Source organism: Halorubrum sp. GN12_10-3_MGM (genome assembly GCF_005435235.1).
Classification (GTDB): domain Archaea; phylum Halobacteriota; class Halobacteria; order Halobacteriales; family Haloferacaceae; genus Halorubrum; species Halorubrum ezzemoulense.
On sequence record NZ_SGUB01000022.1, the window covers coordinates 25406 to 47016 of the forward strand.

A 21611-nucleotide genomic window follows, 5' to 3' on the forward strand; every position below is an offset into this window, starting at 1 on the left:
CGCGGCTACGCGTCGACCGTCTCCTTCCGTTTGTCGACCACTTTCACGTCCGCGATCCGCGTGTCGGGGTACTGGCCGTCGGCGTCCTTCTCCGCGGCCTTCACCATGTCCCAGACGGTGTTGAGCCCGGTCGTGACGCCCTCCAGCGCCTCCATCTCACAGCCCGTCTTGCCGGTGGTCTCGACCGCGACCGTCAGCTCGATCCGGTCGTCGCCGACCGCGAACTCGGCGTCGACGTTCGTGATCGGGATCTGGTGGCACATCGGGATCGTCTCCCAGGTGTGTTTCACCGCCTGAACGGCGCCGATCCGGGCGGTCGCGAGCACGTCGCCCTTCTCGACCGCGTCGGCCTCGACCGCCGCGATCGTCCCCGGCGTCAGCCGGATCTCCCCGCGGGCGACCGCTCGCCGGCTGCTGTCGGGCTTCGCGCCCACGTCGACCATCTGGACGTCGCCGGCGTCGTCGGTGTGTGTCAGGTCGTCCGGGCTGCCGTCGCCTCCGTTGCTTCCGTCGCCGGACCGGACCGCGTCCTCCTCACTCATCACGCATCGCCTCCGGCAGCCGATCGGGTAAGTCCGTCGCCACCAACCCCGCGCCGTTCGCCTCCGCGGCCGCGTCGCCGGCCCGGCCGACGGCGTACGCGCCGACCGCGGCCGCCCGGAACGGCTCCGTCACGGCCGCCAGCGCGCCGACCGTCCCCGCGAGCACGTCGCCCGTCCCGCCGACCGTCATGCCGGGGTTCCCGGTGCGGTTGAGCCGTGTCTCGTCGCCGTCGGCGACCACGTCGACAGCGCCCTTCACGAGCAGCGTGTGGCCCAGCCCGCCCGCGAACTCGTCGACCAGTTCCGCGCGCTCGTCCGGGTCTGACGCCCTCTCTCCGCCCATGTCGACGAGTTCGCCCTGGTGCGGCGTACAGATCAGGTCGGCGTCGGTGTCGACCTCGGGGACGACCCGGAGCGCGTCGGCGTCGACGACGCCGCGTCCGTCGTAGCCCGTCAGGAACTCGCGGACGAACTCCCGAGCCCCGTCGCCGCCGCCGAGGCCCGGGCCGAGGACAGTGACATCGCTTTCGGCCGCGAGCGACGCGACCCGGTCGACGTGGGCGGGCCCGACGCGGTCGCCGGGCAGCGCGCGGACGATGAGGTTCGGCGAGAACCCCTGGACCGCGCCGGCGACCGACTCGGGGCACGCCACGCGGACGAGGTCGGCGCCCGCGCGGAGCGCGGCCAGCGCGGACAGCGTCGGCGCCCCGGTGTACGGTCCGCCCCCGACCACCAGCACCTCGCCGTTGTCCCCCTTGTGCGAGTCCGGATCGCGGTCGAGCCCGAGGAGATCGCCGGGGCCGGTGAACCGCTCCGCGGCGGCCGGGATCCCGATGTCCGCGACCGTGACGCCGGCGGCGTCGAGTCCGGGCTTCTCGTCGTGGAACGTCACCACGCGGTCGGCGTCGACGGCGACTGGGTCGGCCGGACCGTCGGTCGCCGCCTCGCCGGTCGGTTCGCCGGTGTCGGCGTCGATCCCGGAGGGCACGTCGACCGCGATCACCGTCGCGTCGGTCGCGTTGATCGCCGCGGCGGCGGTTCGTTCCGGCTCGCGGAGGCCGCCGGAGACCCCGGAGCCGAGCATCGCGTCGACGACGACGTCCGGGCCGTCGCCGTCGGGAGCGGCGAGGGAGAAGTCGCGGGAGTCGGTGACCGTCTCGGTCGTGATCTCCGTCGCTTCAACCGCCGCCCAGTTCTCCCGCGCGATGTCGGTCCGGATCGTCGCGGGGCGTCCGAGCAGGTGGACCGTCACGTCGTACCGCTTCAGGAACCGCGCCGCGACGAGGGCGTCGCCGCCGTTGTTCCCGCGGCCGCAGACGAGCGCGACGGCGGCACCCGGGTCCGCGACGGCCCGCACTTCGCGGGCGACGGCGTTGCCGGACGACTCCATCAGCTGTTTGCGCGGGACGCCGAGCGCGGCCGCGTTGGCGTCGACGGCCGCCATGCGGTCGGTCGTGATCATGCTCGGCGGTTCGAGCGCCCGGGGATTAAGCGGTCGGGGTCAGAGCCACCTCGACAGCGCTGCGCCCGCCGCGCTTCGGAAATGAAAATGTTGAAGCGGTCAGGTGGAGAACTCGGCGAATAACTGTGGCATCGGTACCCCTCGTCGGCCCGGCCGCCCCGGCAACCCCCTCCGCGGCCGACGTACCCGGCTCGTCCCCTCCGCGCCGAGTCCGCCCCGGCGGCCGCGGCCGACCGCGACCGCACGACCGACAGACGCCACCATGAACATCGGCTTCTTCACAGACAGCTACTTCCCCGGGATCGACGGCGTCACCTACACCATACAGGCGTGGCGCGAGCGCCTCGAAGCGCGGGGCCACGACGTGTACGTCGTCTACCCCGCGAGCAGCCACGAGCCCGACGACGGCGAGATCCCGGTCCGCTCGCTGCCGAACCCGTTCTACCGGCAGTACCGTTTCCCCACCTACCGCCGCCTCTCGACGCTCCCCGACCTCGACGTCGTCCACTGTCACGGCCCGGCGTCGACTGGGTTGATGGGGCTCCGGTACGCGAAGCGGTACGGCGCCACCTCGGTGTACACCCATCACACCCCCGTGGAGGACTACTTCGTCCAGGGGCTCAAGTCCGAACGGCTCGCCGCGCTCGCGGGACGGGCGTACGTCGCCTACGAGAACCGCTTTTTGAACGCGTTCGACTGCGTCACCGCCTCGACCTCGCGGATCCGCCGCGACGTGAAGCCGTACCGGCTCCCGGTCGGCATCGAGATGGACCGGTTCCGCCCCCGCGAGAACGCCGGCGCGGACTCGCTGGCGGCCGACGGGGGACCGAACGGAGACGACCGGCCCGTCGTCGGGTACAGCGGTCGGATGACCCGCAAGAAGAACGTCGACGAGATTCTCCGGCTCGCGGCGCGGCTCCCCGAGGCGCGGTTCGAACTCGTCGGCGAAGGGCCGGTCCGGGCGGAGCTGGAGGCGGACGCCCCGGCGAACGTCCGGTTCCACGACTTCCTCCCGCGGGAGGAACTCCCCGACTTCTACGCCGCGCTCGACGTCTTCGTCACGGCCTCGACCTGCGACACGCTCGGGCTCTCGACGCTGGAGGCGAACGCTTGCGGCACCCCGGTCGCGGCCGCCGACGTGGCGCCGTTCGACGAGACGATCGGTCCGGAGAACGGCGCGCGGTTCGCGCTGGACGACCTCGACGACATGGAGCGCGCGGTCCGCGACTGCCTCGACGGCGACAGGGACACCCGCGCGGCGGTCGAGCGGTTCTCGGTGGAGCAGACCGTCGACGAGCTCGAATCGATCTACGGGGTGACCGGCTAGATGGGCGCGGACAACGTCGACGCCTTCCAGCGGCTCGTGTTCTCGGTGCCGCGGCTCCGGGTTCAGGCCGCCGCGCTCGTCCTTCTGAGCGGGGTGTACGGCGTCGCCACGGTCGCGGCGATAACGGTCTTCACGCCGTTCGCTCTGGACCCGTCGCGGATCGTGCCGGTGGCGGTCCTCATCTTCCTCGTCCCGTTCGTCGTCGCCGCGGAGCTGTTCCCCCGCGTCCTCGACGGCTACCCGCGGCCGTGGAGCTACTTCCTCGCGCTCACCTCGCAGTTCGTCCTGTTCGTGTACGCGCTCGTGCTCTCCGGCGCGGACAACGTCGGGAACGCGTGGAGCATCATCTGGCTGAGCTTCATCACGCTGTACCTGCTCAACATCCTAGTGCTCGTCGTCTCGACGGGGATCGACCGCTCCGACCGGATCCTCCTCGCGTCGCTCGCCGAGCCGGCCCTGCTCATCGCCGCCTTCTACGCGCTGGGCGGGAGCGAGCTCGGCTTCTCGACGTACCGCCACGTGTTCGCGTTCGCGTCGCTGCTCATCGCGGCCGGGTTCCTCGTGTTGGTGCTCCTCGTCGTCGACTACCTGATCCGGAGCAACACCGACGTCTCCGCGTTCGCGCTCACCTCCGGACTGCTCCGGAACGACCGCGAGTCGCTCGACTTGGGCGTCGAGGCCCGCCCCGCGGTCGAGACGTTCGCGGTCGACAACGGGGACCGGCTCACCGTCGCGGCGCCGTGGGTCCACCCCGGTCCGCTCGGCGGGTTCGGCGGCGGCCAGCTAAGCGGGAACCTGATCGACGCGCTGAACGGCGCTCGGGAGGGCGAGGACGGCGCGACCGACCGCGCCGCGGTCGCGGCCGACGGCGGAGCCGCCGCGGACGGCGACGCCGGCTTCTTCTTCCACGTCCCGTGTACCCACAAGGAGGACCTCTCGGACCCGGCGGACGCGGAGCGGATCCTCGACGCGGTCGCGGACCCGGACCGGACGGAGCGAGTCTCGCGGCTCGTCACCGAGTCGTACGGCGAGCGGGAGGGGTACGCGGACGTCAGGTTCCACGGCCGACGGATCGGCGACCGGCAGGTGATCGTCCTCCACGGCGAGGGGATCGACGACTACGACACCGGCGTGTTCATGCGCGACGTGGACCACGACGAGGTGCTGCTGATCGACCAGCACAGACACGACATCCAGAACGGCCCCGAGGTGGAGATACAGTACGGCTCCGCCGAGGCCGACCGGCTGAAGCGCGCGTTCGACGACTTCCGCGACCGGCTCGCGACGGCCGACCTCGCCGACGGCTACGCCGCCGGTTTCGCGGTGACGCGGACCGCACAGAACGCGCTGGCGATGGTCGAGTCCGTCGACGGACAGGAGGTGCTCTGGATCGGCGTCGACACGAACGGCCTCACCCCGGACGTGCGGGCGACCGCCGACGCGTACCGCGACGAGTTCGACGCCGTGATCCCCTTCTCGACGGACACCCACGCGTCGATCCACGAGCTGGCCAACATGCGCGAGTCCGACCTCGACGCCATCGAGCGCGCGGTCGACCGCGCCGTCGACGACGTCGCGCCCGCGACCGTGGGGTTCGCGAGCCGACGGACGGAGCCGGTGAAGCTGCTGAAAAATGACTACAACGGGCTCGTGTTCAGCGTCAACATCCTCATCCGCCTGACGATCATCGCCCTGGTGACGCTGTACGTGCTGCTCGTGCTGTGGCTCTTCTTCTGAGACTGGGGTACTCCGGGCGAAGCCGCACCCGCCGTTTTTGTGCGCTCGCTCCGAGACCCCGATATGGTCTCCCGGACCCTCCTCCTCAGCACCGATCGGACGCCGAAACGCGCCCTCGGCGTCGTCGCGGCCGCGTTCGTCGCCGCCTCGCTCCTCGTCGTCCTCCCGTGGGAGCCGACGGGAGCCGCCGGACGCTATCCCCTCTGGGCGGCCCTCATCGCCGTCGCGGTCGGCGCAGCCGGGGACGCCGGACGACGTCGCGGCGGCCTCCTCGTGGGCTGGGGAGCCGTCTTCCTCGCGACCTGGGTCTTCGTCGTCCCGCCGCTCGCTGCGCTCGCCCGCGGCGATACGCTCGGCGACGGCGGGTACGCGGTCCCGCGTCCGTCCGTCGTCGCTCTGCGTCCCCGCGCCGAACTGCTGACCGGGCTCCGGATCGGCCCGGTCGTCGCTCTCGTGGTCGCTCTCACGCTCGGGAGCGCGGCATTCGTCGCCGGCGCGGCAGTGCGCAGACGAACGGATCGGCCGTGACGACCCGCGCTACTCGAACGCCTTGACCCCGAGGGCGGAGGCCGACGCGCCGCCGATCACCATCGGGAGCCAGTAGACCGCGCCGCGGAAGACCAGGACCGCGGCGGTGATCGCGGACGCGGCGACCCCGGTCGTGGGCACGAGGAGGCCGACGAGCGCGGCCTCGATGCCGCCGAGTCCGCCCGGGAGCGGCGTCGCGCCCGCGACGTACGACAGCGGGACGACGAAGACGGGGATCAACGGCGAGACCGGGTGCCCGACCGCGGCAAACGCGACGGTGAGCGCGGCCGCCTGAAACAGCCACCCGACGAGCGAGAGGGCGACGATGCCGAGGAGCCGCCGCCGGTCCGTGCCGACGCGCTCGATGTCGGCGAAGAAGTTCCCCAGCCGGTCGGCGAGCCCCGCCTCGATCGTTTCGGCGTCGAAACGCTCGAACCGCCCGAGGAACGGCCCGACGGCGCCGGGGACGCGGTCGACGACGGCGGTGCGGTAGCGCCAGATGAAGGCGATCGCCGTGACGATCGCGGCGATCAGGCCGACCGCGCTCGCGACGGCGAACCCGACGCGGTCGCCGACCGCGGTGGTGGCCGCGTACGACCCGACGCCGAGGAACACGAGCGAGACGGAGGGGACGACGTTGAGCACGTCGACGCTCGCGATGCCGACGAGCCCCGTCTCGTAGCGCGCCTCGCCCACCTTCGAGATGAGCGCGGCGGCGACCGGCTCGCCCCCGGCCTGCCCGAACGGGGTGACGTTGTTGGCGAACGCGGCGCCGCTGTACACGAGGAACGCGGTCGGGACGGACATCTCGACGTCGAGCGCGCCCAACACCGCGCGCAGCATGAGGCTCCACGCGGCGAGCCAGCAGAGTCCCAGTCCGGCGGCCGCGGCAACGAGCGCCGGGTCGGCGCGGGCGAGCGCGTCGACGACGCGATCGACCCCGACGACGACGAAAAGCACCGCGAGGAGGAGGACCGCGCCGCCAGCCCCCAAGATTAGCGCGCGCCGTTGTGGGCCTTCCATAGACGGGGTGGGTCGGTAGCGAACTTGAAACGTCTGCTTCGCGGCCGCCGCGCGGCCCTCTCGACCCCGGAGGCGCCGAATGGGAATACATACGTACCGGCGGGCCGACGACTCACCCAATGGAAGATCAGCGGTTCCTCGAGTCGGACTGGGACTACTGTCTGGTGCTCGACGCGTGCCGGTACGACGTGTTCGCCGACGTGTACGACGAGTACCTCGACGGGACGCTCGAAAAGCGCGAGAGCGTCGGGTCGTCGACGCCGGAGTGGGCCTACCGCACGTTCACGGGCGAACACGACATCGCGTACTTCTCCGGGAACCCGTTCATCAACGACCTCGGGATCCCGCTGAACGAGCTCAAGTGGGGCGCCAGCTGTGACTACGAGTGGACCGCCTCCGAGCACATCAGCGACATCCACGACGTCTGGAAGACCCAGTGGGACGACGATCTCGGCACCGTCCCGCCGGAGGGGCTCACCCGGGCGTACCGGAACAACCTCGACGCGGTCGAGCGCGCCGACCGCACCGTCCTCCACTACATGCAGCCGCACGCTCCCTACCTCTCCCGCGGGAAGGGGCAGAAGCTCAAGCAGATCCAGAAGGGGATCAGAGAGCAGGGGGAAGAGGAGGCGAGCGACGGCGGCGACGACGACGGCGGACTGCTCTCCTCGCTCAGCGACACAGTCCGGCCGAAGATCGAGAGCCGGCTGGACGACAGCGAGTTCGCCCAGAAGGCGGGGCTGTGGCTCGAACTCGACCCGAAGGACCTCGTGACGGACGGCACGCGCGTGACCGCGCTGTCGATGTACGAGGAGAACCTCCGGATCGCCTTGGAGAGCGTCTCGGAGCTCGTCGAGGAACTCGACGGCGACGTCGTCGTCACCGCCGACCACGGCGAGGCGTTCGGCGAGGAGGGCGTCTGGGAACACCACATCGAGACGTACATCCCCGCGCTGATGGAGGTCCCGTGGCTGGAAGTCGAGTGATCGGCTCCAACCGGGTCCACCGCCGGTGTCTCCGATGAAGGTCAGCCACTACTTCGAGTTCGAGGAGCACGTCACCGGCGGGATGGCCGCGTCCGTCGACCACCAGCGCAAGATGTTCGACCGGGTCGGGATCGAGTACACCACGGAGCCGACGCTGGACGCCGACGTACTCCACCTCAATCTGATGGGCCCGCGCTCGGTCTGGTACGCGCGGCGCGCCCGGAAGGCGGGCGTGCCCGTCGTCGCGCACACCCACGTCACCGCCGAGGACTTCGGCGACAGCTTCCGGTTCACGAACGCGCTCGCGCGACCGCTGAAGCCGTACCTCCGGCGCGCGTACGGGCTCGCAGACCGGCTCGTCTGTCCCTCCGAGTACAACCGCGACGTGATCCGCGGGTACGCGGACGTGCCGACGACGGTCGTCTCGAACGGGGTCGACCGCGAGAAGCTCGACGGCTTCGAGTCGCTGGAAGCGGAGTACCGCGAGCGCTACGACCTCGACCCGCCGACGGTGTTCATGGTCGGCCACGTGATCAAGCGGAAGGGGTTAGAGACGTTCGTCGAGACGGCCCATCGGATGCCGGACGTCGACTTCGCGTGGTTCGGCCACGTCGACCGATCGCTGAAGGGCCGCGAGACGAAGCGGCTCATCGACGAGGCGCCGTCGAACTGTACGTTCACGGGGTTCGTCGACGACATCCGAGGCGCGTACGCCGCGGGCGACGTGTTCTGTTTCCCGACCCACGAGGAGAACGAGGGGATCGCGCTGCTGGAGGCGATGGCGGCCGGGAAACCCCTCGTCGTGCGCGACATCGAGACGTTCTCGTGGCTGGAAGACGGCGAGGAATGTCTGAAGGTGGGCAGCGAGGGCGGTGGAGACGGCGCCGCGAGCGCGGACGTCACTGACGCCCCCGGAGACAACGTCGAGGGCTTCGTCGACGCGCTAGACGAGCTCCGCGACGCCGACCGTCGGGCGGGACTCGGTGCCAACGCCGCGGCGCGAAGTGAGGAGTTCTCGCTCGACGCGATCGCCGACCGGTACCGCTCGCTGTACGCGGATCTCGTTTGAGCGGTCCGGAGCGGCCGATCGGCGGCCGTTCGCGGAAACTTGCGAAAACCGCAGTTGGTATGTCCTCCGGTCGACTCCGTAGAGCCAAATGACTCGTGTGAGCGTTATCGGCTGCGGGAACATGGGCGGCGCCCTGCTCAGGGGGCTTGCCCGCGCGGAGGGGTACCACCTCACGGCGATCGACCTCGACCCCGAGGCGCTCGCCGCGATCGAAGACGCCGTCGACGAGACGACCGAGGACGTGGCGGCGGCGCGCGACGCCGACATCGTCGTCCTCGCGGTGAAGCCCGACGTGGCGCCGGCGGTTCTCGACGACCTCGACCTCCGGGCGGACCAGCAGCTCGTGACGCTGGCGGCGGGGCTCCCCCGCGAGTTCGTCGCCGAGCGCACGGACGCGCCGGTCGTCAGGATCATGCCCAACCTCGCCGCCGAGACGGGTGACATGGCCGCGGCGGCGACGAACGCGGGCCTCACCGACGAGGTCCGCGAGATGCTCGACGCGGTCGGGGAGTTCGTCGAGGTCGACGAGTCGCTGATGCACGTCTCGACCGCCGTCAACGGCAGCGGCCCCGCGTTCGCTTTCTACCTGATCGACGCGATGAAGCAGGGCGGGATCGACAGCGGACTCGACCCCGAGCAGGCGGAGACGCTGGCCGCCCAGACGTTCAAGGGCGCCGCGGAGACGGTGTTGCGCGACGACCGCAGCGTCGACGAGCTGATCGACGCGGTCTGCTCGCCCAACGGGACGACGATCGAGGGGATGGACGTGCTCTGGGACAGCGACGCCGACGAGGCGGTCGAGGACGCCGTCGCGGCCGCGGAGCGTCGCTCTCGAGAGCTCGCCGAGGCCTTCGACGATGCCTGAGGACGCGAGCGTCGAGCGAGTCGGCACGGCAGACCCCGAGCGCGTTGAGGCCGCTCGGCGGGAGGCGGCCGGCGCGGACCGGGTGATCGTCAAGGCCGGAACGAACTCCCTGACCGACGCGGACTCCCGGCTCGACCGCGTGAAGCTCGACAAGCTCGTCGCCGACGTGATGGACCTCCGCGAGCGCGGCACCGAGGTCGTGTTGGTCTCCTCGGGGGCGGTCGGCGCCGGCACCGGACGGCTCGACGTGGGACCGGAGTCGCGCGACGGGGTCGACTCGATCGCCGAGAGCCAGGCGCTCTCGACGGTCGGACAGGGGCTGTTGATGCGCCACTACACGCAGAGCTTCGAGCGGTTCGACCAGGACGTGGCGCAGATCCTCGTGACGGGCACGGACCTCGACGCGCCGGAGCGGTTCGACAACTTCACCAACACCGTCGAGAAGCTGCTGTCGTGGGGCGTCGTCCCCGTGGTCAACGAGAACGACGCGGTGGCGACCGACGAGCTCCGGATCGGCGACAACGACATGCTGTCGGCGTCGATCGCGATCGGTCTCGACGCCGACCTCCTCGTGACGCTCACCGACGTCGACGGCGTCTACACCGGGAACCCGAAGCGCGACGCGGACGCCGAGCTGATCGAGGCGGTCGACGACGGCTACGAGCGGCTCCGCGAGATCGTCGGCGACGGCACCGCGACCGACTTCGGCGGGATCCGGACGAAAGTGGAGGGCGCCCACGACGTGAGCCGCAACGGGATCCCAGCGATCATCGCGGGCTCCGCCGAGCGCGACGTGTTAGCGCGGATCGTAGCGGGTAAGCCGACGGGCACGCTATTCGTGCCAGAGACTGGTGACGACGATGAGTGACACCGACACGGAACCGGACACCGACGTGGAGGCCGACACCGACGAGCTGGCCCGGCGGGCCGAACGCGCCGCGCTCCGGCTCGCGAACGCCGACGAGGCGACGCGGAACGAGGCGCTCCGGTCGATCGCCGACGCGATCCGCGAGCGCGAGTCCGAGATACTCGACGCGAACGCGGTCGACGTCGAGGAGGCGGAGCGGATGCTCGCCGAGGGGGAGTACACGCAGGCCTTAGTCGACCGCCTGAAGCTCGACGAGACGAAGATCGAGGAGATCGCCTCGATGGTCGAGTCGGTCGCCGCACAGGACGACCCGCTCGGGGAGACGCTCGCGGCGCGCGAGCTCGACGAGGACCTGGAGCTGTACCGGGTCGCCGTGCCGATCGGCCTCGTCGCGACCGTGTTCGAGTCGCGGCCCGACGCCCTGGTCCAGATCGCGGCGCTCGCGTTGAAGTCCGGCAACGCCGTCGTCCTCAAAGGAGGCAGCGAGGCCAGCGAGTCGAACCGCGTGCTGTACGAGGCGATCGCTGAGGCGACCGCCGACCTGCCCGACGGCTGGGCCGCGCTCATCGAGGCGCACGAGGAGGTCGACCGCCTGCTCGAACTCGACGACCGCGTCGACCTCGTCATGCCGCGCGGCTCCTCGGAGTTCGTCTCCTACATTCAGGAGAACACCCAGATCCCCGTGTTGGGACACACCGAGGGGATCTGCCACGTCTACGTCGACGAGGCGGCCGACTTGGAGATGGCCGAAGCCGTCGCCTTCGACGCGAAGGTCCAGTACCCGGCGGTGTGTAACGCCGTCGAGACGCTGCTCGTCCACGAGTCCGTCGCCGACGCGTTCCTCCCCGGTCTCGTCGAGCGGTACGAGGCGGCCGGCGTCGAGCTGCGCGGCGACCGGCGGACCCGCGAGGTCGTCGACATCGAGCCCGCGACCGACGACGACTGGGACACCGAGTACGGCGACCTCGAACTGTCGATCGCCGTCGTCGACGACGTGTACGCCGCGGTCGAACACGCCAACGACCACGGATCGAAACACACCGAGTCGGTCCTCACCGAGGACGCCGAGACGGCCGAGACGTTCATGACCGGCGTCGACGCCGCGAGCGTGTTCCACAACGCGTCGACGCGGTTCGCGGACGGCTACCGCTACGGGCTCGGCGCCGAGGTCGGCATCTCGACCGGCAAGATCCACGCCCGCGGGCCGGTCGGACTGGCGGGGCTCACCACGTACAAGTACTACCTCGAGGGCGACGGCCACCTCGTCGCGAGCTACAGCGGCGAGGACGCGGTCCCGTTCACGCACCGCGAGCTCGACGGTGCCGAGTGGACGCCGGGCTCGCTGTCGACGCGATAGCGACGGCGCCGATACCCCGTCGGTCCGATCGCCGCCAGTCGGTCGGCCCGTGACTGCGCGGACCGCGAGGGGCGGGCAGCCGACCCGTGCCAGTCGCTCACTCGCCCGTCGCGCCGGGGACGATCGTCACCGGCACCGATGCTCCCTCGGCGACGGCGAACGCGGTGTTCCCCTCTCGGAGCGACGCCAACTGGCCCTTCGACCGGTGCCCGATCACGATGTGCTCGACGGCGACGTCGTCCGACATATCGACGAGCTGTTTCCCGACCGCCGTTCCGGACCGAAGCCCGCTCCGGTCGAGATGTTCGAGCGTGACCGTCGTCCCCACGCCGATATCCTCGACGAACGACTCGATCTCGTCGCGGAAGCTCCGCTCCGCCCCAGACGCGCTCGCGTTGCTGATGACGTGGGCGACCGTCAGCGACTGACCGGTCGCCTGGGCCAGCCGCGCCGCGGTCTCGATCACCGCCTCGTAGCGGTCGTCGTCGCTGATGGCAGCGAGAATAGCCATACGCCTCTCACGTGTCAGATAATATTAACCGTTGCTCCGGTCGAGGTCGGTCGTCCGTTCGCCCCGCTCGTCGCCCGCCGGAGGCGCGGGCGCCACCGTGACGGGCCGGAGTCCTCCCAGTCAGGCGTCGAACTCCGGCAGTCGCCCGCCGTCGACGGCGACGTTCTCGCCGCTGACGTACGCGGCGGCGTCGCTCAGGAAGAACCGGAGCGGCGCGGCGACGTCCTCGAAGCCCGCCGGGCGGCCGCGGGGGAAGTCCTCGACGCCGGCCTCGGTGTTCGAGACGGCGAACGGCGAGACGGCGTTGACCGTGATCCCGTCGTCGCTGGTGTCCGCCGCCAGCATCCGCGTGAACATGAGCACGCCCGTCTTCGCGACGAAGTAGGGGAAGTTCACGGGGTGGGCGTGCATCCGGTCGCTGTCGGCGAAGCCGAGGTTCACGATTCGGCCCCACCCCTGGTCGCGCATGGCGGGCAGGGCCCGACGCGAGCAGAGCACCGTGCCGTAGAACGTCGTCTCGACCACGTTCCGCCACGACTCCCACTCGATGTCGCTCCAGTGGCGAGCGTCGAAGTCGCCGACGTTGTTGACGAGGATGTCGACCGACCCGACCTCGGCCTCCACCGTGTCGAACAGCTCGTCGACGGCGTCCGGGTCGGTGATGTCGGCTTGAGCGGTGACTGCGGTCCCGCCTCGCTCGCGGACCTCCTCGGCGGTGGCGGTCGCCGCCGCCTCGCTCTCGTTGTAGTGTACCACGACGTCGGCGCCGCAGTCGGCGATCGAAAGCAATAGCTCGCGGCCGACGCGCTTCGCGCTGCCGGTCACGAGGGCGGTCCGTCCGCTCAGGTCGGGGCGTAGCTCCATGCGGGATCCATGTACCGGATCGCTCCTAAGCGTTCCTCACGGATCGCGGCGTCGGCGGTCGGTGGTCGGCATCGCCTCGAAAAAGCAGTGGCGCGACGGCGACCGGCGAGTCGACCGCCGGGTTACTCGTCGTCGCCGCCGTCCGTGAGGATCTCGACGTCCGTCGCCTCGTCGGGTTCGGACAGCGACGGGTCTTCGGCGGTCTCCTCGGTCGTCGCCTCTTCGTCTCGCGTCCACTCTCGCGGAGTGCGTCCGTGACACATGGTACAGTATAGCATACTAATTGCGGAGGATTAAATCCTCGGTCGCGATCGGCCCGTATCGACCGCGAAAGGCCCTCGCAGCCGGCCGACCGCTCGTTACGCGACCGGTGCCGACGCGGGTCCGGCGGAGTGGCCGCTAGGGGGAGACCGGCGGTGGGAGGTCGACGAGCAGCGACACCGCGACGGCGACCGCCACTGGGGGCACGAGCAGGAGCGACGCGACCGTCTGCCACCACCGTCCCGGCGCGCGAAACCGACCCGCGTTCCGCGCCGCCACCGGGTTCGCCGCGACGGCCACGTCCCCGCCCGAGAGCGTGGCCCAGTACGCGATCAGCGGAAACAACGCGACCGCGAGCGGGGAGTCCGCCGGCAGCGCGGTCCCCACTCCGACGGCGACGGCGAGGTTGATCGGGAGCGGCGCGAGCGCGCAGACCCGAATGACGCTCGTCGACGTCGACGGCGGAATCGTCGCGTCGAACTGCCCCAAGGGAATCCCGCTCGCGTGTTCCGGGAGAAGCGTGATCTCGGGGGGCATGCCGGCCAGTCGCGCCACCGCCGCGTGCGCGAGCTCGTGCGGTCCGACGAGGATAGCGACGAGAGAACGTAGCGCACGGACTGCCATCGGACGCTCACTCGGCGTCCCGAACGGTCGTGTGACGGGCAGGTTCGGCCGGGTCGGTCGCGGCGTCGGCGGCCGCTCCGCCTGCTCCGAGGTCGTCGTCACGCATACAGCTTAGCAACGGTCAGACGGCGCTTCAATCCGTCGCCCACGCTGACAGCGACCCGAGAGGGCCGTCGCCGCAACGACACACGCGCCGCCCGAACGTCCCCGTGGAGAGAGTGTCACTGGGAGCCGGCGTACACGTCGGTCCTGCTCACCCCTGAAGGAGGTTCATCACCTCGTCGGCCACGCCGGGCTCGACGGCGACGACGTAGCGCTTCCCCGGCGTGAGCGTCGTGTCGGGACGGGCGACCTGTTGGGCGTCCGCGGCGGAGACGACCAGGGTACCGTCCGGAAACCGGACCTGCGTGAGCGACTTCCCGGCGGCCGGCGCTCCCTCCGCGATGCGGACGAGCATGATGTCGAGGTCGCCCGTCACGTCCGTCAGCGCTTGGACGTCGTCACCGACGATCTCGTTCGCCGCCACGCGGGCACCTGCTCGCTCCGGGAACAACACCGCGTCGACGAACCGCGTGTACGCCTCGCCGGCGGCCCGGTCGATGCGAGCCACCGTCCGAGTCCCCGGAGAGAGCTCCCTGGCGGCCAGACAGACCGCGAGGTTGAGCCCCGTCTCCCCGGTGAGCGCCGCGACGACGTCCGCCCGTTCGACGCCGGCCTGCTCGATGATGTCGGGGTTCGTCGCGTCGCCGCGGATCACCGTGGCGACGTACTCGTCTGCGATCTCGGAGACGACGTCTTCGTCCCGCTCGACGATCGTCACCTCGTGGCCGTGGTCTGCGAGTAGCTCAGCCGTTTGGAAGCCGACACGTCCGCCGCCCGCGATCACGATGTCGAGTGAACTCGTCATGGATTCAGTCCTCCGTCTCCGGAATGGCTGTCGCGTCTGCCGCCGCCGAGTCCGCGTCCGGTTCCGCCCGCAGTCTGTTGAGCGCGAGATACGCGGCGCCGCCGAGCAGGATCCACGCCGCGCTGAGCGCTAGCGCCAACGGGTCCGTCCGCAGCAGGTACTCCACGAGCACCCCGGTCAAGACCAGGTTGAGCGCGATGCCGATCAGCGGCGGGGCCGGATAGAACGGCATCTCGTATGGACGGTTCATGTCGGGTCGCTCGCGTCGCAGCCTGATCGCGGCGACGTTGACGATGACGAACGAGAGCAGGAAGAAGAGGCTCGACATGTTCCCCGCGCTCTGCGTCGGCAGCGCGACGGAGCCCAACATGACCACGGCGCTCGCGAGGATCGCGACGAACGGCGTCCCGTATCGGTGGTGGATCTGGCCGAACGAGGGGAGCAACTGCCCCTCGCGTCCCATCGAGAACGCGACCCGCGAAGAGGCGATCACGACTGCGTTTAGCGCCGTCAGCGTCGAGAACACGGCGCCGAAGACGACCAGCGCGCCGCCGTTCCGGATGATCGGGAGCCCGGTCGGCATGAACGAGGTCGCCGCCGTGGCGATCCCGGCCTCCCCCGCCTCCGCGAGCCCCTCTGCCCCGAGCGTTCCGACGGCGACGGTGACCACGGCCAGGTAGACGACCACGGTCACGGCGAGGCTCACAAAGATCGCCTTCGGAATGTTCTCCCGGGGATTCTTGACCTCCTCCGTGACGGTCGTGATGAGGTCGTACCCCTCGAAGGCGATGAACGTGAGCCCCATCGCCGGTAGGACCGCTCCCGCTCCGCCGCCCGCGGGGAACAGCGGCTGGAACTCGGCGCCCGAGAACATCGGCGACGCCAGCCCGAAGGCGACGAACACCACGAGGATGCTCACCTTGATTATCGTGAACACCGTCTCTGCCTTCCCGCTGGCGGCCGTTGAGACGGCGTTGAGCGCAACCAACACGAAGACGGCGACGAACGCCAGCAGGAAGCCCGGGCTGACCTGCGCGCCGACGACGGGAAGGATGACGTCACCGACCTCCTCCGGCGGAGCGACGGCCCCGTAGACGTGGAGCAGTTCGAGGAAGTTCGGAGCGAATCCCAGCGCGTAGAGTGCCCCGGCGATCATGTACGCGAACCAGAGCATCCAGCCCATGATGAACGACGAGAGGTCGTCGAATATCTCCCGGACGAACGCGTACCCGCCGCCGCTCTTCGGGATCGAGCTGGCGAGTTCGGCGTACGACAGGCCGGTGAACGCGGTGACGACCCCGTTGAGCGCGAAGACGACGATCGCCGCCGGACCGGCGATTTCCGCGGCCAGTCCGGTCAGTACGAAGATGCCGGCACCGATCATCGCCCCCATGCCGATCATCGTCGCGTCGAGCAGTCCGAGCTCGGCTTCCGGAGAACGAGTCTCGCTTCCGCTCATCGGTCGTGAAAGCCGATTCCCGTATCGTCCATCGTACGCCCCGAAACTGGTACTCTCGTCACTTTATACCCCGGGTGAATTCGGGAGTCGCGGAATCGTGGCGGGGCCTGATACGCCCGCCCGGCGGCAGCGCGCTGGTAGTTGTTCCAGAGGGCCGGAATCCGGCCCGGATTAAAGCCGTCGGAAGCCGAGGGACGACACGATGACCCAGTCAAAGCGATTCGTCATCGCCGGCGGCGGGCGAGTCGGACTCCAGACTGCGGAGAACCTCACCGAACAGGGCCACGAGGTGCTGCTGATCGAGGTGGACGCGGACCGCGTCGAGAAGCTGTCCGACGCGTACCTTGGCCCCGTGATCCACGGCGACGCCACCGAACAGTCGATCCTCAGGCAGGCGGATCTCCGAAACGCCGACGCTATCGCGGCGCTGACCGACGAGACGGAGACGAACACGGAGATCTGTATGACCGCGCACCACCTCGCGCCGGCTATCCGGACCCTGGCCAGGTCGGAGTCGCGGACCGAACAGGAACACGGCGAGGTCGTCGACGCCACGCTGCTACCGCAGTCGCTCGGCGGCGACCACGCGGCCGATATGCTCACCGGCGAAGAGATCCGAACGCTCGTGTTCCCCACCGCCGACCTCGACATCATCGAGGTGACCGTCTCCGAGTCCGCCCCCGTCGCGGGACGCCGGCTCGACGAGATCGCCCTTCCGGCCGGGAGTCTCCTCATCTCCACGTCGGACCGAGAGTCGCTCGCCGGTCCCGACACGCTGCTGGAACCGTCACAACAGTATATCCTCGCCGTCGAGTCGGACGTCGTCGACGAGGTCGTCAAACTCTTTCGCGGGTGACCTCGCCCGACGGCCGCGACCGCCGTCGCGACCGCTCAGGGCCCGTTCGTGACTGGGTGTTTCTCGTCGCTCGTCGCCCAGATTTGATATAGCGATATACGATTCACGAGTTCCGTCTCAAACGACATTCCGGCTTCGCGCGTCCGACAAATTTGGACGCACCCGAGCGAATCCGACCCACTCCGGAATTATTACCCCCGGCGCTCACGCAGCACGGGGTATGACCGACTCCGACTGGGGCGACTGGCTGCCGCGCGCGGTCGCGGACGCCGACCCCGACACGGTGGCGCTGTGGTACCTGGGCTGTAACGGCTTCGCGATCAAGGGGAGCGAGGGGACCGTCCTCTGGATCGACCCGTACGTGGGCACGGGCGACCCGCCGCGGACGGTACGGATGATCCCGATTCCCTTCGACCCCGAGGACGTCGAAGTCGCGGACGCGGTGTTGGCCACCCACGAGCACACGGATCACGTTCACGGGCCCTCGCAGGCGCCGATCCTCGCCAACGCGGACGCTGACCTCGTCGCGCCCGACGACTCGCTCGCGGTCGCGCGCGAAGAGGAGCGGTGGACCGACGAGTACGCGGTCGACGACGCCCAGTTCACCGAGGTGACGGAGGGCGACGAGCTGCGGATCGGCGAGTTCACCGTTCACGTCGTCGAGACCCGCGACGCGGACGCCACGCATCCGGTGGGTTACGTGATCGAACACGACGCCGGGACGGTGTTCCACGCCGGGGACAGCAAGCCGTCGCCGACGTTCGAGGGGCTCGCGGAGCGGTTCGACATCGACCTCGGCATCCTGGCGTTCGGCTCGGAGGGCACGATACCGGACAAGGAGACGGGCGAACCGGTTCAGACGAAGTGGTACAGCGACGAGAACGAGATCGCGACGGCCGCGAACGACCTCGGCCTCGACCGCCTCGTCCCGACCCATTGGGACATGTGGAAGGGGCTGACCGCCGACCCGACCGCGCTCCACGACCACGTGCGGAGCTACGAGTCTCCGGATCGGCTGGAGATCGTGGAGATCGGCGATCGAATAGACCTGTAGACGGGAGCTGAGCGGCCGTTTTCGCGGCGTATCGGTTATCACCGGCGAAACCCGGCCCGTGGAATTTAAGCCCCTGCTCCGGGACCGTGGAGTATGAGCGAACGGACGGCGGAGGCGGCCACGACCGTCGACGAGGACGGCATCCGCGTCGAGAAATCCTTCACGGACGACGCGTTCCCCGTGCCGGCGGTGATGTACACCCTCTCCTCACACCGTGAGGACCCCGTACGGGTGCGTATCGTCGACCGGATCCCGGAGTCGTTCCCGATGGACCGAGTGGGGTTCCACCCGGAGTACGAGAGCGAGAACTGGACCGCGTACAAGGACCACCGCGTGGAGTTCGAACGGGTGATAGACCCCGACGAGACCGTCGAGACGGTGTTCGGGATCCGCGACGACGACCCCGACCTCGACGGGTTCCTCGGCACGCCGGTGATCGAACACGTGCCGGTCGGCGAGGAGATCGAAGACGTCCTCGGCGCCGGCGACACGGACGCCGTCCGAGAGGTGCTCTCCGGCGACCGCGCGACGCTCCCCGGAATGGCGGAAGAGGACGAACTGTTGGCGGGAGACCCCGCGGAGTCCGGTGAGGGCGCCTCGGCCCGCGATCCCGGCCCGGAACCCGCGGCGGAACCGGAACCTGAACCGGAACCGGAGGCAGAGAGCGCCACGGAAGCCGCCGCCGGCCCCGAAACCGAGGCCGATCCTGAGCCCGACACCCCCGAGCCGCGAACGGTCGCCGACGACGGGACGGCCGCGGTGTCCCCACATGAGGGGGAATCGGTCGGCGCCGCGGTCGAACCCGAGGCCGGAGCCAAAGAGACAACCCCTGCCGATGAGCCCGACGAAACGCCCGAAACAGACGACACAGCCGCCGAGTCGGCCGTCGAAGACGAGCCGGAAGTCGCCGACGAAGACGGAACGGAAGCCGACGAACTCGACGAAACCGACGAAGCCGACGAGACGGACGAGGCGAGTCTTCCGGGCGAAGGCGGCCTCGCGGCCGCGTTAGCGGCCGAGATCCGCACCGGAGCGGCCGACGAGGAGGACATCGAGACCATCGAGAGGGCGTTCGACGCGAGCGTGCCGCGCAGCGTCGACGTGCGGATCGCTCGACTCCAGTCGAGCGTGGCCGACATCGAGGCGTACGCCGACGCGCTCGCGGAGTTCATCGACGGCGAGGGGACCGCCCGAGAGATCCTCGACGGGATCGACGAGCGTGTGGACGCCGTCGAGTCCGAGGTCGACGCCCTCGACGATCGCCTCGACGACGCGGAAGACGATCGCGAGGAGATCGAGTCGGACGTCGCCCGCGTCGACTCCGCGGTCGCGTCGACCTCCGACGCGGTCGATGCGGTCGACGAGCGCGTGGAGACCGTCGAGACCGACCTCGATGCGGTCGAAGACGACGTGCGCGGCGTGGAAGACGACGTACAGGCGGTCGAAGACGACGTGCGCGGCGTGGAAGACGACGTACAGGCGGTCGAAGACGACGTTCGCAGCGTGGAAGGTGACGTGCGCGGCGTGGAGGACGAGGTCGCGTCCGTCGAGGAAACCGTCGAGTCGGTCCGAGACGGCGTCGCGGCCGTCGAGAGCGACGTCGAGGACCTCGCCGACGACGTCGACCGGGTGGAGGGGACGGCGGACGCCGCCGCGGAGACGGTCGACGACCTGGGCGACGACGTGGAGACGCTGTACGAGGAGGTCGACAGGGCGGCCGAACGGGCCGAGAACGCCGAAGAGCGGGCCGAAAGCGCCGAGGACCGCGCGGCCGGCGTCGCGGAGCGCGTCGACGACGTGGAGTCCGGACTCGACCGCTTCGACGAGGAATTCGACGACCTGTGGGACGACCTCGCGGAGGTGGACAGCCGGCTCACCGACATCGAGGACCGGCTCGGAGAGGACCTCGACGACGTTGCCGCCGAGCTAGATGAGATCAACGACCACCTCGACGAGCTCGACGAGTTCCGTACCCGGCTCAACGAGGCGTTCGGCCCGTAGTCGCTCCGTTTCGACGATCGAGCGGCGACACCGAACGCCGTCGGCGGCACCCCGGTTGAAAAACGCAACCCGTTTTACGCGCGCGGTCGCAGATGGGGCAATGACAGACCCGGTCCCGGTCGCCGTGCCCCGGAAGGGGCGCCCGCTCGAAGCGGTCTTAGAGCGGATCGCGACCGTCGCGAGCGACGACCGCCTCGACCGGCTCGCGGACGGCGTGAGCAACACGCTCCGATACGAGAAGGCCGTCACGAAGGGGTCGGTCGACGCCGACGAGGGCCCGTACGAGCGGCTCGCGGAGTACTCTGACCCGACGACGGCGGCCGAACCGGAGTACACGCTGCTGCGCGACGACCGGGACGGCAAGCCGCGGCGAATCGTGTTCGACGCCGCCACAGTGGATCTCGGCGACGTGACGGTCAAGCTCGTCGGCCGCGAGGAACCGTTCCGTGCGCTCCGAACCCACGAGTTCGCGCTCGGATTCGACTCCGCCGACCTCGTCTTAGAGGAGGTCGTCGGGATCCGAGGGGGCGGACTCGGCGACATCTCGGACATCAACGACCGGATCGACCCGGTCGACACCGACGTGCGCGTGGTGACCGGTCTCGGTGACACGGTGTACCACACGCTGATGGGACGCGAGGACCGACGCAGACCGGGAGAGACGTACGACCGCGCGTATCTGGCCGACTACGAGGGGTCACTGTGTATCTCGCCGCGGTACGAGCGCCTCGTCACTGCCGTGTTAGGGACCGACGCGCTCGACGGGGTGGAGTTCGTCTACCCGGAGGCCGACGAGGAGGAGGAGGCGGCGATAGCCAGGGTCGGTCTCGGCGTCTACCTCACCGTCACCGGCTCGACGGCGCGCGAACACGGACTCGCCGTCGGGGAACACCTCTTCCCGAGCGAGACGGTCCTGATGCGTAACGCGGCCGAGACCGACGATTCGGTCTCCCGCGTCCTCCGGGCGCTCGAACGAGAGGCGGCCGACTCGGAGATCCGCGTCTGATACCAGAGATAGTATAGCGGCATGAGATGTACGCGTTCGAGTCGCGACGACGTCCGGCGCCGATGTGTGCCGTTTCGAACCCGCACCCGCCGAGTACTATCGCCAGTTACCCCAGCGTTCTCGCACTACGACTCTCGTCGCCGCACCGAACGGCTCGCGCAGAGCGGGGAAAGCGATTGGGCCGACGGACGACATCCGGGGCCGATCAGATTCACATTGCCGTCCGTTGGGAATCGCGTGTCCCAATCGAATATCTTGGATTGTATAACTAGTGGTTGGAACTAATGGTGCTAGAGAGTTGGAT

Annotated in this window: 21 protein-coding genes; 12 read left to right on the forward strand and 9 right to left on the reverse strand. The window is 69.7% G+C overall.

Annotated features, from left to right (window positions below; all coding sequences use genetic code 11):
* Window positions 1-5: 5 nt before the first annotated feature.
* Together moaC and EXE47_RS14350 are read right to left on the reverse strand one after the other, a co-directional pair.
* A complete protein-coding gene (moaC, locus tag EXE47_RS14345) occupies window positions 6-542 on the reverse strand; it encodes a cyclic pyranopterin monophosphate synthase MoaC (protein WP_089307640.1) in 537 nt (178 codons plus the stop codon).
* Window positions 535-2004, reverse strand: a complete 1470-nt coding sequence (locus EXE47_RS14350) for an NAD(P)H-hydrate dehydratase (RefSeq protein ID WP_089307639.1) — start codon at window positions 2002-2004, stop codon at window positions 535-537. The genes moaC and EXE47_RS14350 overlap by 8 nt, the downstream gene beginning before the upstream one ends.
* Before the next feature lie 262 nt (window positions 2005-2266).
* Between EXE47_RS14350 and EXE47_RS14355 the strand changes: the two genes are divergently transcribed.
* From EXE47_RS14355 to EXE47_RS14365, 3 genes are all read left to right on the forward strand, one after another.
* The gene (locus tag EXE47_RS14355) at window positions 2267-3331 is read left to right on the forward strand and encodes a glycosyltransferase (protein ID WP_089307638.1); all 1065 of its coding nucleotides are present in this window, start codon (window positions 2267-2269) and stop codon (window positions 3329-3331) included.
* Window positions 3332-5068 (forward strand): DUF2070 family protein, encoded by a 1737-nt coding sequence (locus tag EXE47_RS14360; protein ID WP_089307637.1) that lies wholly within the window; start codon window positions 3332-3334, stop codon window positions 5066-5068. It begins immediately after the preceding gene.
* A 63-nt stretch (window positions 5069-5131) separates the two neighbouring features.
* Window positions 5132-5596 carry a hypothetical protein gene (locus EXE47_RS14365; RefSeq protein ID WP_089307636.1) on the forward strand — a complete coding sequence of 155 codons (465 nt, stop codon included), beginning with the start codon at window positions 5132-5134 and terminating at the stop codon, window positions 5594-5596.
* Between the two features lie 9 nt (window positions 5597-5605).
* Here the strand turns inward: EXE47_RS14365 and EXE47_RS14370 are convergent, their stop codons facing one another.
* Entirely contained in the window at window positions 5606-6619 is a 1014-nt protein-coding gene (locus EXE47_RS14370) for a lysylphosphatidylglycerol synthase transmembrane domain-containing protein (RefSeq protein ID WP_089307635.1), read from the reverse strand.
* Window positions 6620-6738: 119 nt separating this feature from the next.
* Between EXE47_RS14370 and EXE47_RS14375 the strand changes: the two genes are divergently transcribed.
* From EXE47_RS14375 to EXE47_RS14395, 5 genes are all read left to right on the forward strand, one after another.
* On the forward strand, window positions 6739-7605 hold the full coding sequence (locus EXE47_RS14375; RefSeq protein ID WP_049929532.1) for a hypothetical protein: 867 nt from the start codon (window positions 6739-6741) through the stop codon (window positions 7603-7605).
* A 34-nt stretch (window positions 7606-7639) separates the two neighbouring features.
* Entirely contained in the window at window positions 7640-8674 is a 1035-nt protein-coding gene (locus tag EXE47_RS14380) for a glycosyltransferase family 4 protein (protein ID WP_089307634.1), read from the forward strand.
* 88 nt (window positions 8675-8762) lie between these two features.
* Window positions 8763-9539: a pyrroline-5-carboxylate reductase gene (proC, locus tag EXE47_RS14385; RefSeq protein ID WP_080508529.1), complete on the forward strand. Its 777-nt coding sequence runs from the start codon at window positions 8763-8765 to the stop codon at window positions 9537-9539.
* Window positions 9532-10407 (forward strand): glutamate 5-kinase, encoded by an 876-nt coding sequence (gene proB, locus EXE47_RS14390; RefSeq protein ID WP_086216369.1) that lies wholly within the window; start codon window positions 9532-9534, stop codon window positions 10405-10407. Before proC ends, proB begins: the two co-directional genes overlap by 8 nt.
* Window positions 10391-11764: a glutamate-5-semialdehyde dehydrogenase gene (locus tag EXE47_RS14395; RefSeq protein ID WP_137708473.1), complete on the forward strand. Its 1374-nt coding sequence runs from the start codon at window positions 10391-10393 to the stop codon at window positions 11762-11764. The genes proB and EXE47_RS14395 overlap by 17 nt, the downstream gene beginning before the upstream one ends.
* Before the next feature lie 97 nt (window positions 11765-11861).
* On the opposite strand, the gene EXE47_RS14400 is transcribed toward EXE47_RS14395, so the two are convergent.
* The 6 genes from EXE47_RS14400 to EXE47_RS14420 all read right to left on the reverse strand — a co-directional run bounded on the left by EXE47_RS14400 (window position 11862) and on the right by EXE47_RS14420 (window position 16390).
* Entirely contained in the window at window positions 11862-12275 is a 414-nt protein-coding gene (locus EXE47_RS14400; protein WP_086216367.1) for a universal stress protein, read from the reverse strand.
* Window positions 12276-12395: 120 nt separating this feature from the next.
* Window positions 12396-13139, reverse strand: coding sequence for an SDR family NAD(P)-dependent oxidoreductase (locus tag EXE47_RS14405; protein ID WP_049929524.1), 744 nt, complete (start codon window positions 13137-13139; stop codon window positions 12396-12398).
* A gap of 122 nt (window positions 13140-13261) precedes the next feature.
* On the reverse strand, window positions 13262-13402 hold the full coding sequence (locus EXE47_RS18525) for a hypothetical protein (RefSeq protein WP_155120025.1): 141 nt from the start codon (window positions 13400-13402) through the stop codon (window positions 13262-13264).
* A gap of 136 nt (window positions 13403-13538) precedes the next feature.
* Window positions 13539-14024: a hypothetical protein gene (locus EXE47_RS14410; RefSeq protein WP_089307632.1), complete on the reverse strand. Its 486-nt coding sequence runs from the start codon at window positions 14022-14024 to the stop codon at window positions 13539-13541.
* 253 nt (window positions 14025-14277) lie between these two features.
* Window positions 14278-14931 carry a TrkA family potassium uptake protein gene (locus EXE47_RS14415; protein WP_049929522.1) on the reverse strand — a complete coding sequence of 218 codons (654 nt, stop codon included), beginning with the start codon at window positions 14929-14931 and terminating at the stop codon, window positions 14278-14280.
* A 4-nt stretch (window positions 14932-14935) separates the two neighbouring features.
* Window positions 14936-16390, reverse strand: a complete 1455-nt coding sequence (locus EXE47_RS14420) for an APC family permease (protein WP_049929521.1) — start codon at window positions 16388-16390, stop codon at window positions 14936-14938.
* A gap of 202 nt (window positions 16391-16592) precedes the next feature.
* On the opposite strand from EXE47_RS14420, the gene EXE47_RS14425 reads away from it, so the two are divergent.
* The 4 genes from EXE47_RS14425 to EXE47_RS14440 all read left to right on the forward strand — a co-directional run bounded on the left by EXE47_RS14425 (window position 16593) and on the right by EXE47_RS14440 (window position 21307).
* A complete protein-coding gene (locus EXE47_RS14425) occupies window positions 16593-17246 on the forward strand; it encodes a TrkA family potassium uptake protein (protein WP_086216363.1) in 654 nt (217 codons plus the stop codon).
* Between the two features lie 220 nt (window positions 17247-17466).
* Complete coding sequence (locus tag EXE47_RS14430; protein ID WP_089307631.1) at window positions 17467-18300, forward strand: MBL fold metallo-hydrolase; 834 nt, start codon at window positions 17467-17469, stop codon at window positions 18298-18300.
* Window positions 18301-18393: 93 nt separating this feature from the next.
* A complete protein-coding gene (locus tag EXE47_RS14435) occupies window positions 18394-20301 on the forward strand; it encodes an alanine-zipper protein (protein WP_089307630.1) in 1908 nt (635 codons plus the stop codon).
* 100 nt (window positions 20302-20401) lie between these two features.
* Entirely contained in the window at window positions 20402-21307 is a 906-nt protein-coding gene (locus EXE47_RS14440) for a hypothetical protein (protein ID WP_089307629.1), read from the forward strand.
* Window positions 21308-21611: the final 304 nt, after the last annotated feature.

Excerpts from the sequence above, each read along its gene's own strand:
- moaC (WP_089307640.1), bottom strand. The coding sequence starts at position 542 with ATGAGTGAGGAGGACGCGGTCCGGTCCGGCGACGGAAGCAACGGAGGC.
- EXE47_RS14350 (WP_089307639.1), bottom strand. The coding sequence starts at position 2,004 with ATGATCACGACCGACCGCATGGCGGCCGTCGACGCCAACGCGGCCGCG.
- EXE47_RS14355 (WP_089307638.1), top strand. The coding sequence starts at position 2,267 with ATGAACATCGGCTTCTTCACAGACAGCTACTTCCCCGGGATCGACGGC.
- EXE47_RS14360 (WP_089307637.1), top strand. The coding sequence starts at position 3,332 with ATGGGCGCGGACAACGTCGACGCCTTCCAGCGGCTCGTGTTCTCGGTG.
- EXE47_RS14365 (WP_089307636.1), top strand. The coding sequence starts at position 5,132 with ATGGTCTCCCGGACCCTCCTCCTCAGCACCGATCGGACGCCGAAACGC.
- EXE47_RS14370 (WP_089307635.1), bottom strand. The coding sequence starts at position 6,619 with ATGGAAGGCCCACAACGGCGCGCGCTAATCTTGGGGGCTGGCGGCGCG.
- EXE47_RS14375 (WP_049929532.1), top strand. The coding sequence starts at position 6,739 with ATGGAAGATCAGCGGTTCCTCGAGTCGGACTGGGACTACTGTCTGGTG.
- EXE47_RS14380 (WP_089307634.1), top strand. The coding sequence starts at position 7,640 with ATGAAGGTCAGCCACTACTTCGAGTTCGAGGAGCACGTCACCGGCGGG.
- proC (WP_080508529.1), top strand. The coding sequence starts at position 8,763 with ATGACTCGTGTGAGCGTTATCGGCTGCGGGAACATGGGCGGCGCCCTG.
- proB (WP_086216369.1), top strand. The coding sequence starts at position 9,532 with ATGCCTGAGGACGCGAGCGTCGAGCGAGTCGGCACGGCAGACCCCGAG.
- EXE47_RS14400 (WP_086216367.1), bottom strand. The coding sequence starts at position 12,275 with ATGGCTATTCTCGCTGCCATCAGCGACGACGACCGCTACGAGGCGGTG.
- EXE47_RS14405 (WP_049929524.1), bottom strand. The coding sequence starts at position 13,139 with ATGGAGCTACGCCCCGACCTGAGCGGACGGACCGCCCTCGTGACCGGC.
- EXE47_RS18525 (WP_155120025.1), bottom strand. The coding sequence starts at position 13,402 with ATGTGTCACGGACGCACTCCGCGAGAGTGGACGCGAGACGAAGAGGCG.
- EXE47_RS14410 (WP_089307632.1), bottom strand. The coding sequence starts at position 14,024 with ATGGCAGTCCGTGCGCTACGTTCTCTCGTCGCTATCCTCGTCGGACCG.
- EXE47_RS14415 (WP_049929522.1), bottom strand. The coding sequence starts at position 14,931 with ATGACGAGTTCACTCGACATCGTGATCGCGGGCGGCGGACGTGTCGGC.
- EXE47_RS14420 (WP_049929521.1), bottom strand. The coding sequence starts at position 16,390 with ATGAGCGGAAGCGAGACTCGTTCTCCGGAAGCCGAGCTCGGACTGCTC.
- EXE47_RS14425 (WP_086216363.1), top strand. The coding sequence starts at position 16,593 with ATGACCCAGTCAAAGCGATTCGTCATCGCCGGCGGCGGGCGAGTCGGA.
- EXE47_RS14430 (WP_089307631.1), top strand. The coding sequence starts at position 17,467 with ATGACCGACTCCGACTGGGGCGACTGGCTGCCGCGCGCGGTCGCGGAC.
- EXE47_RS14435 (WP_089307630.1), top strand. The coding sequence starts at position 18,394 with ATGAGCGAACGGACGGCGGAGGCGGCCACGACCGTCGACGAGGACGGC.
- EXE47_RS14440 (WP_089307629.1), top strand. The coding sequence starts at position 20,402 with ATGACAGACCCGGTCCCGGTCGCCGTGCCCCGGAAGGGGCGCCCGCTC.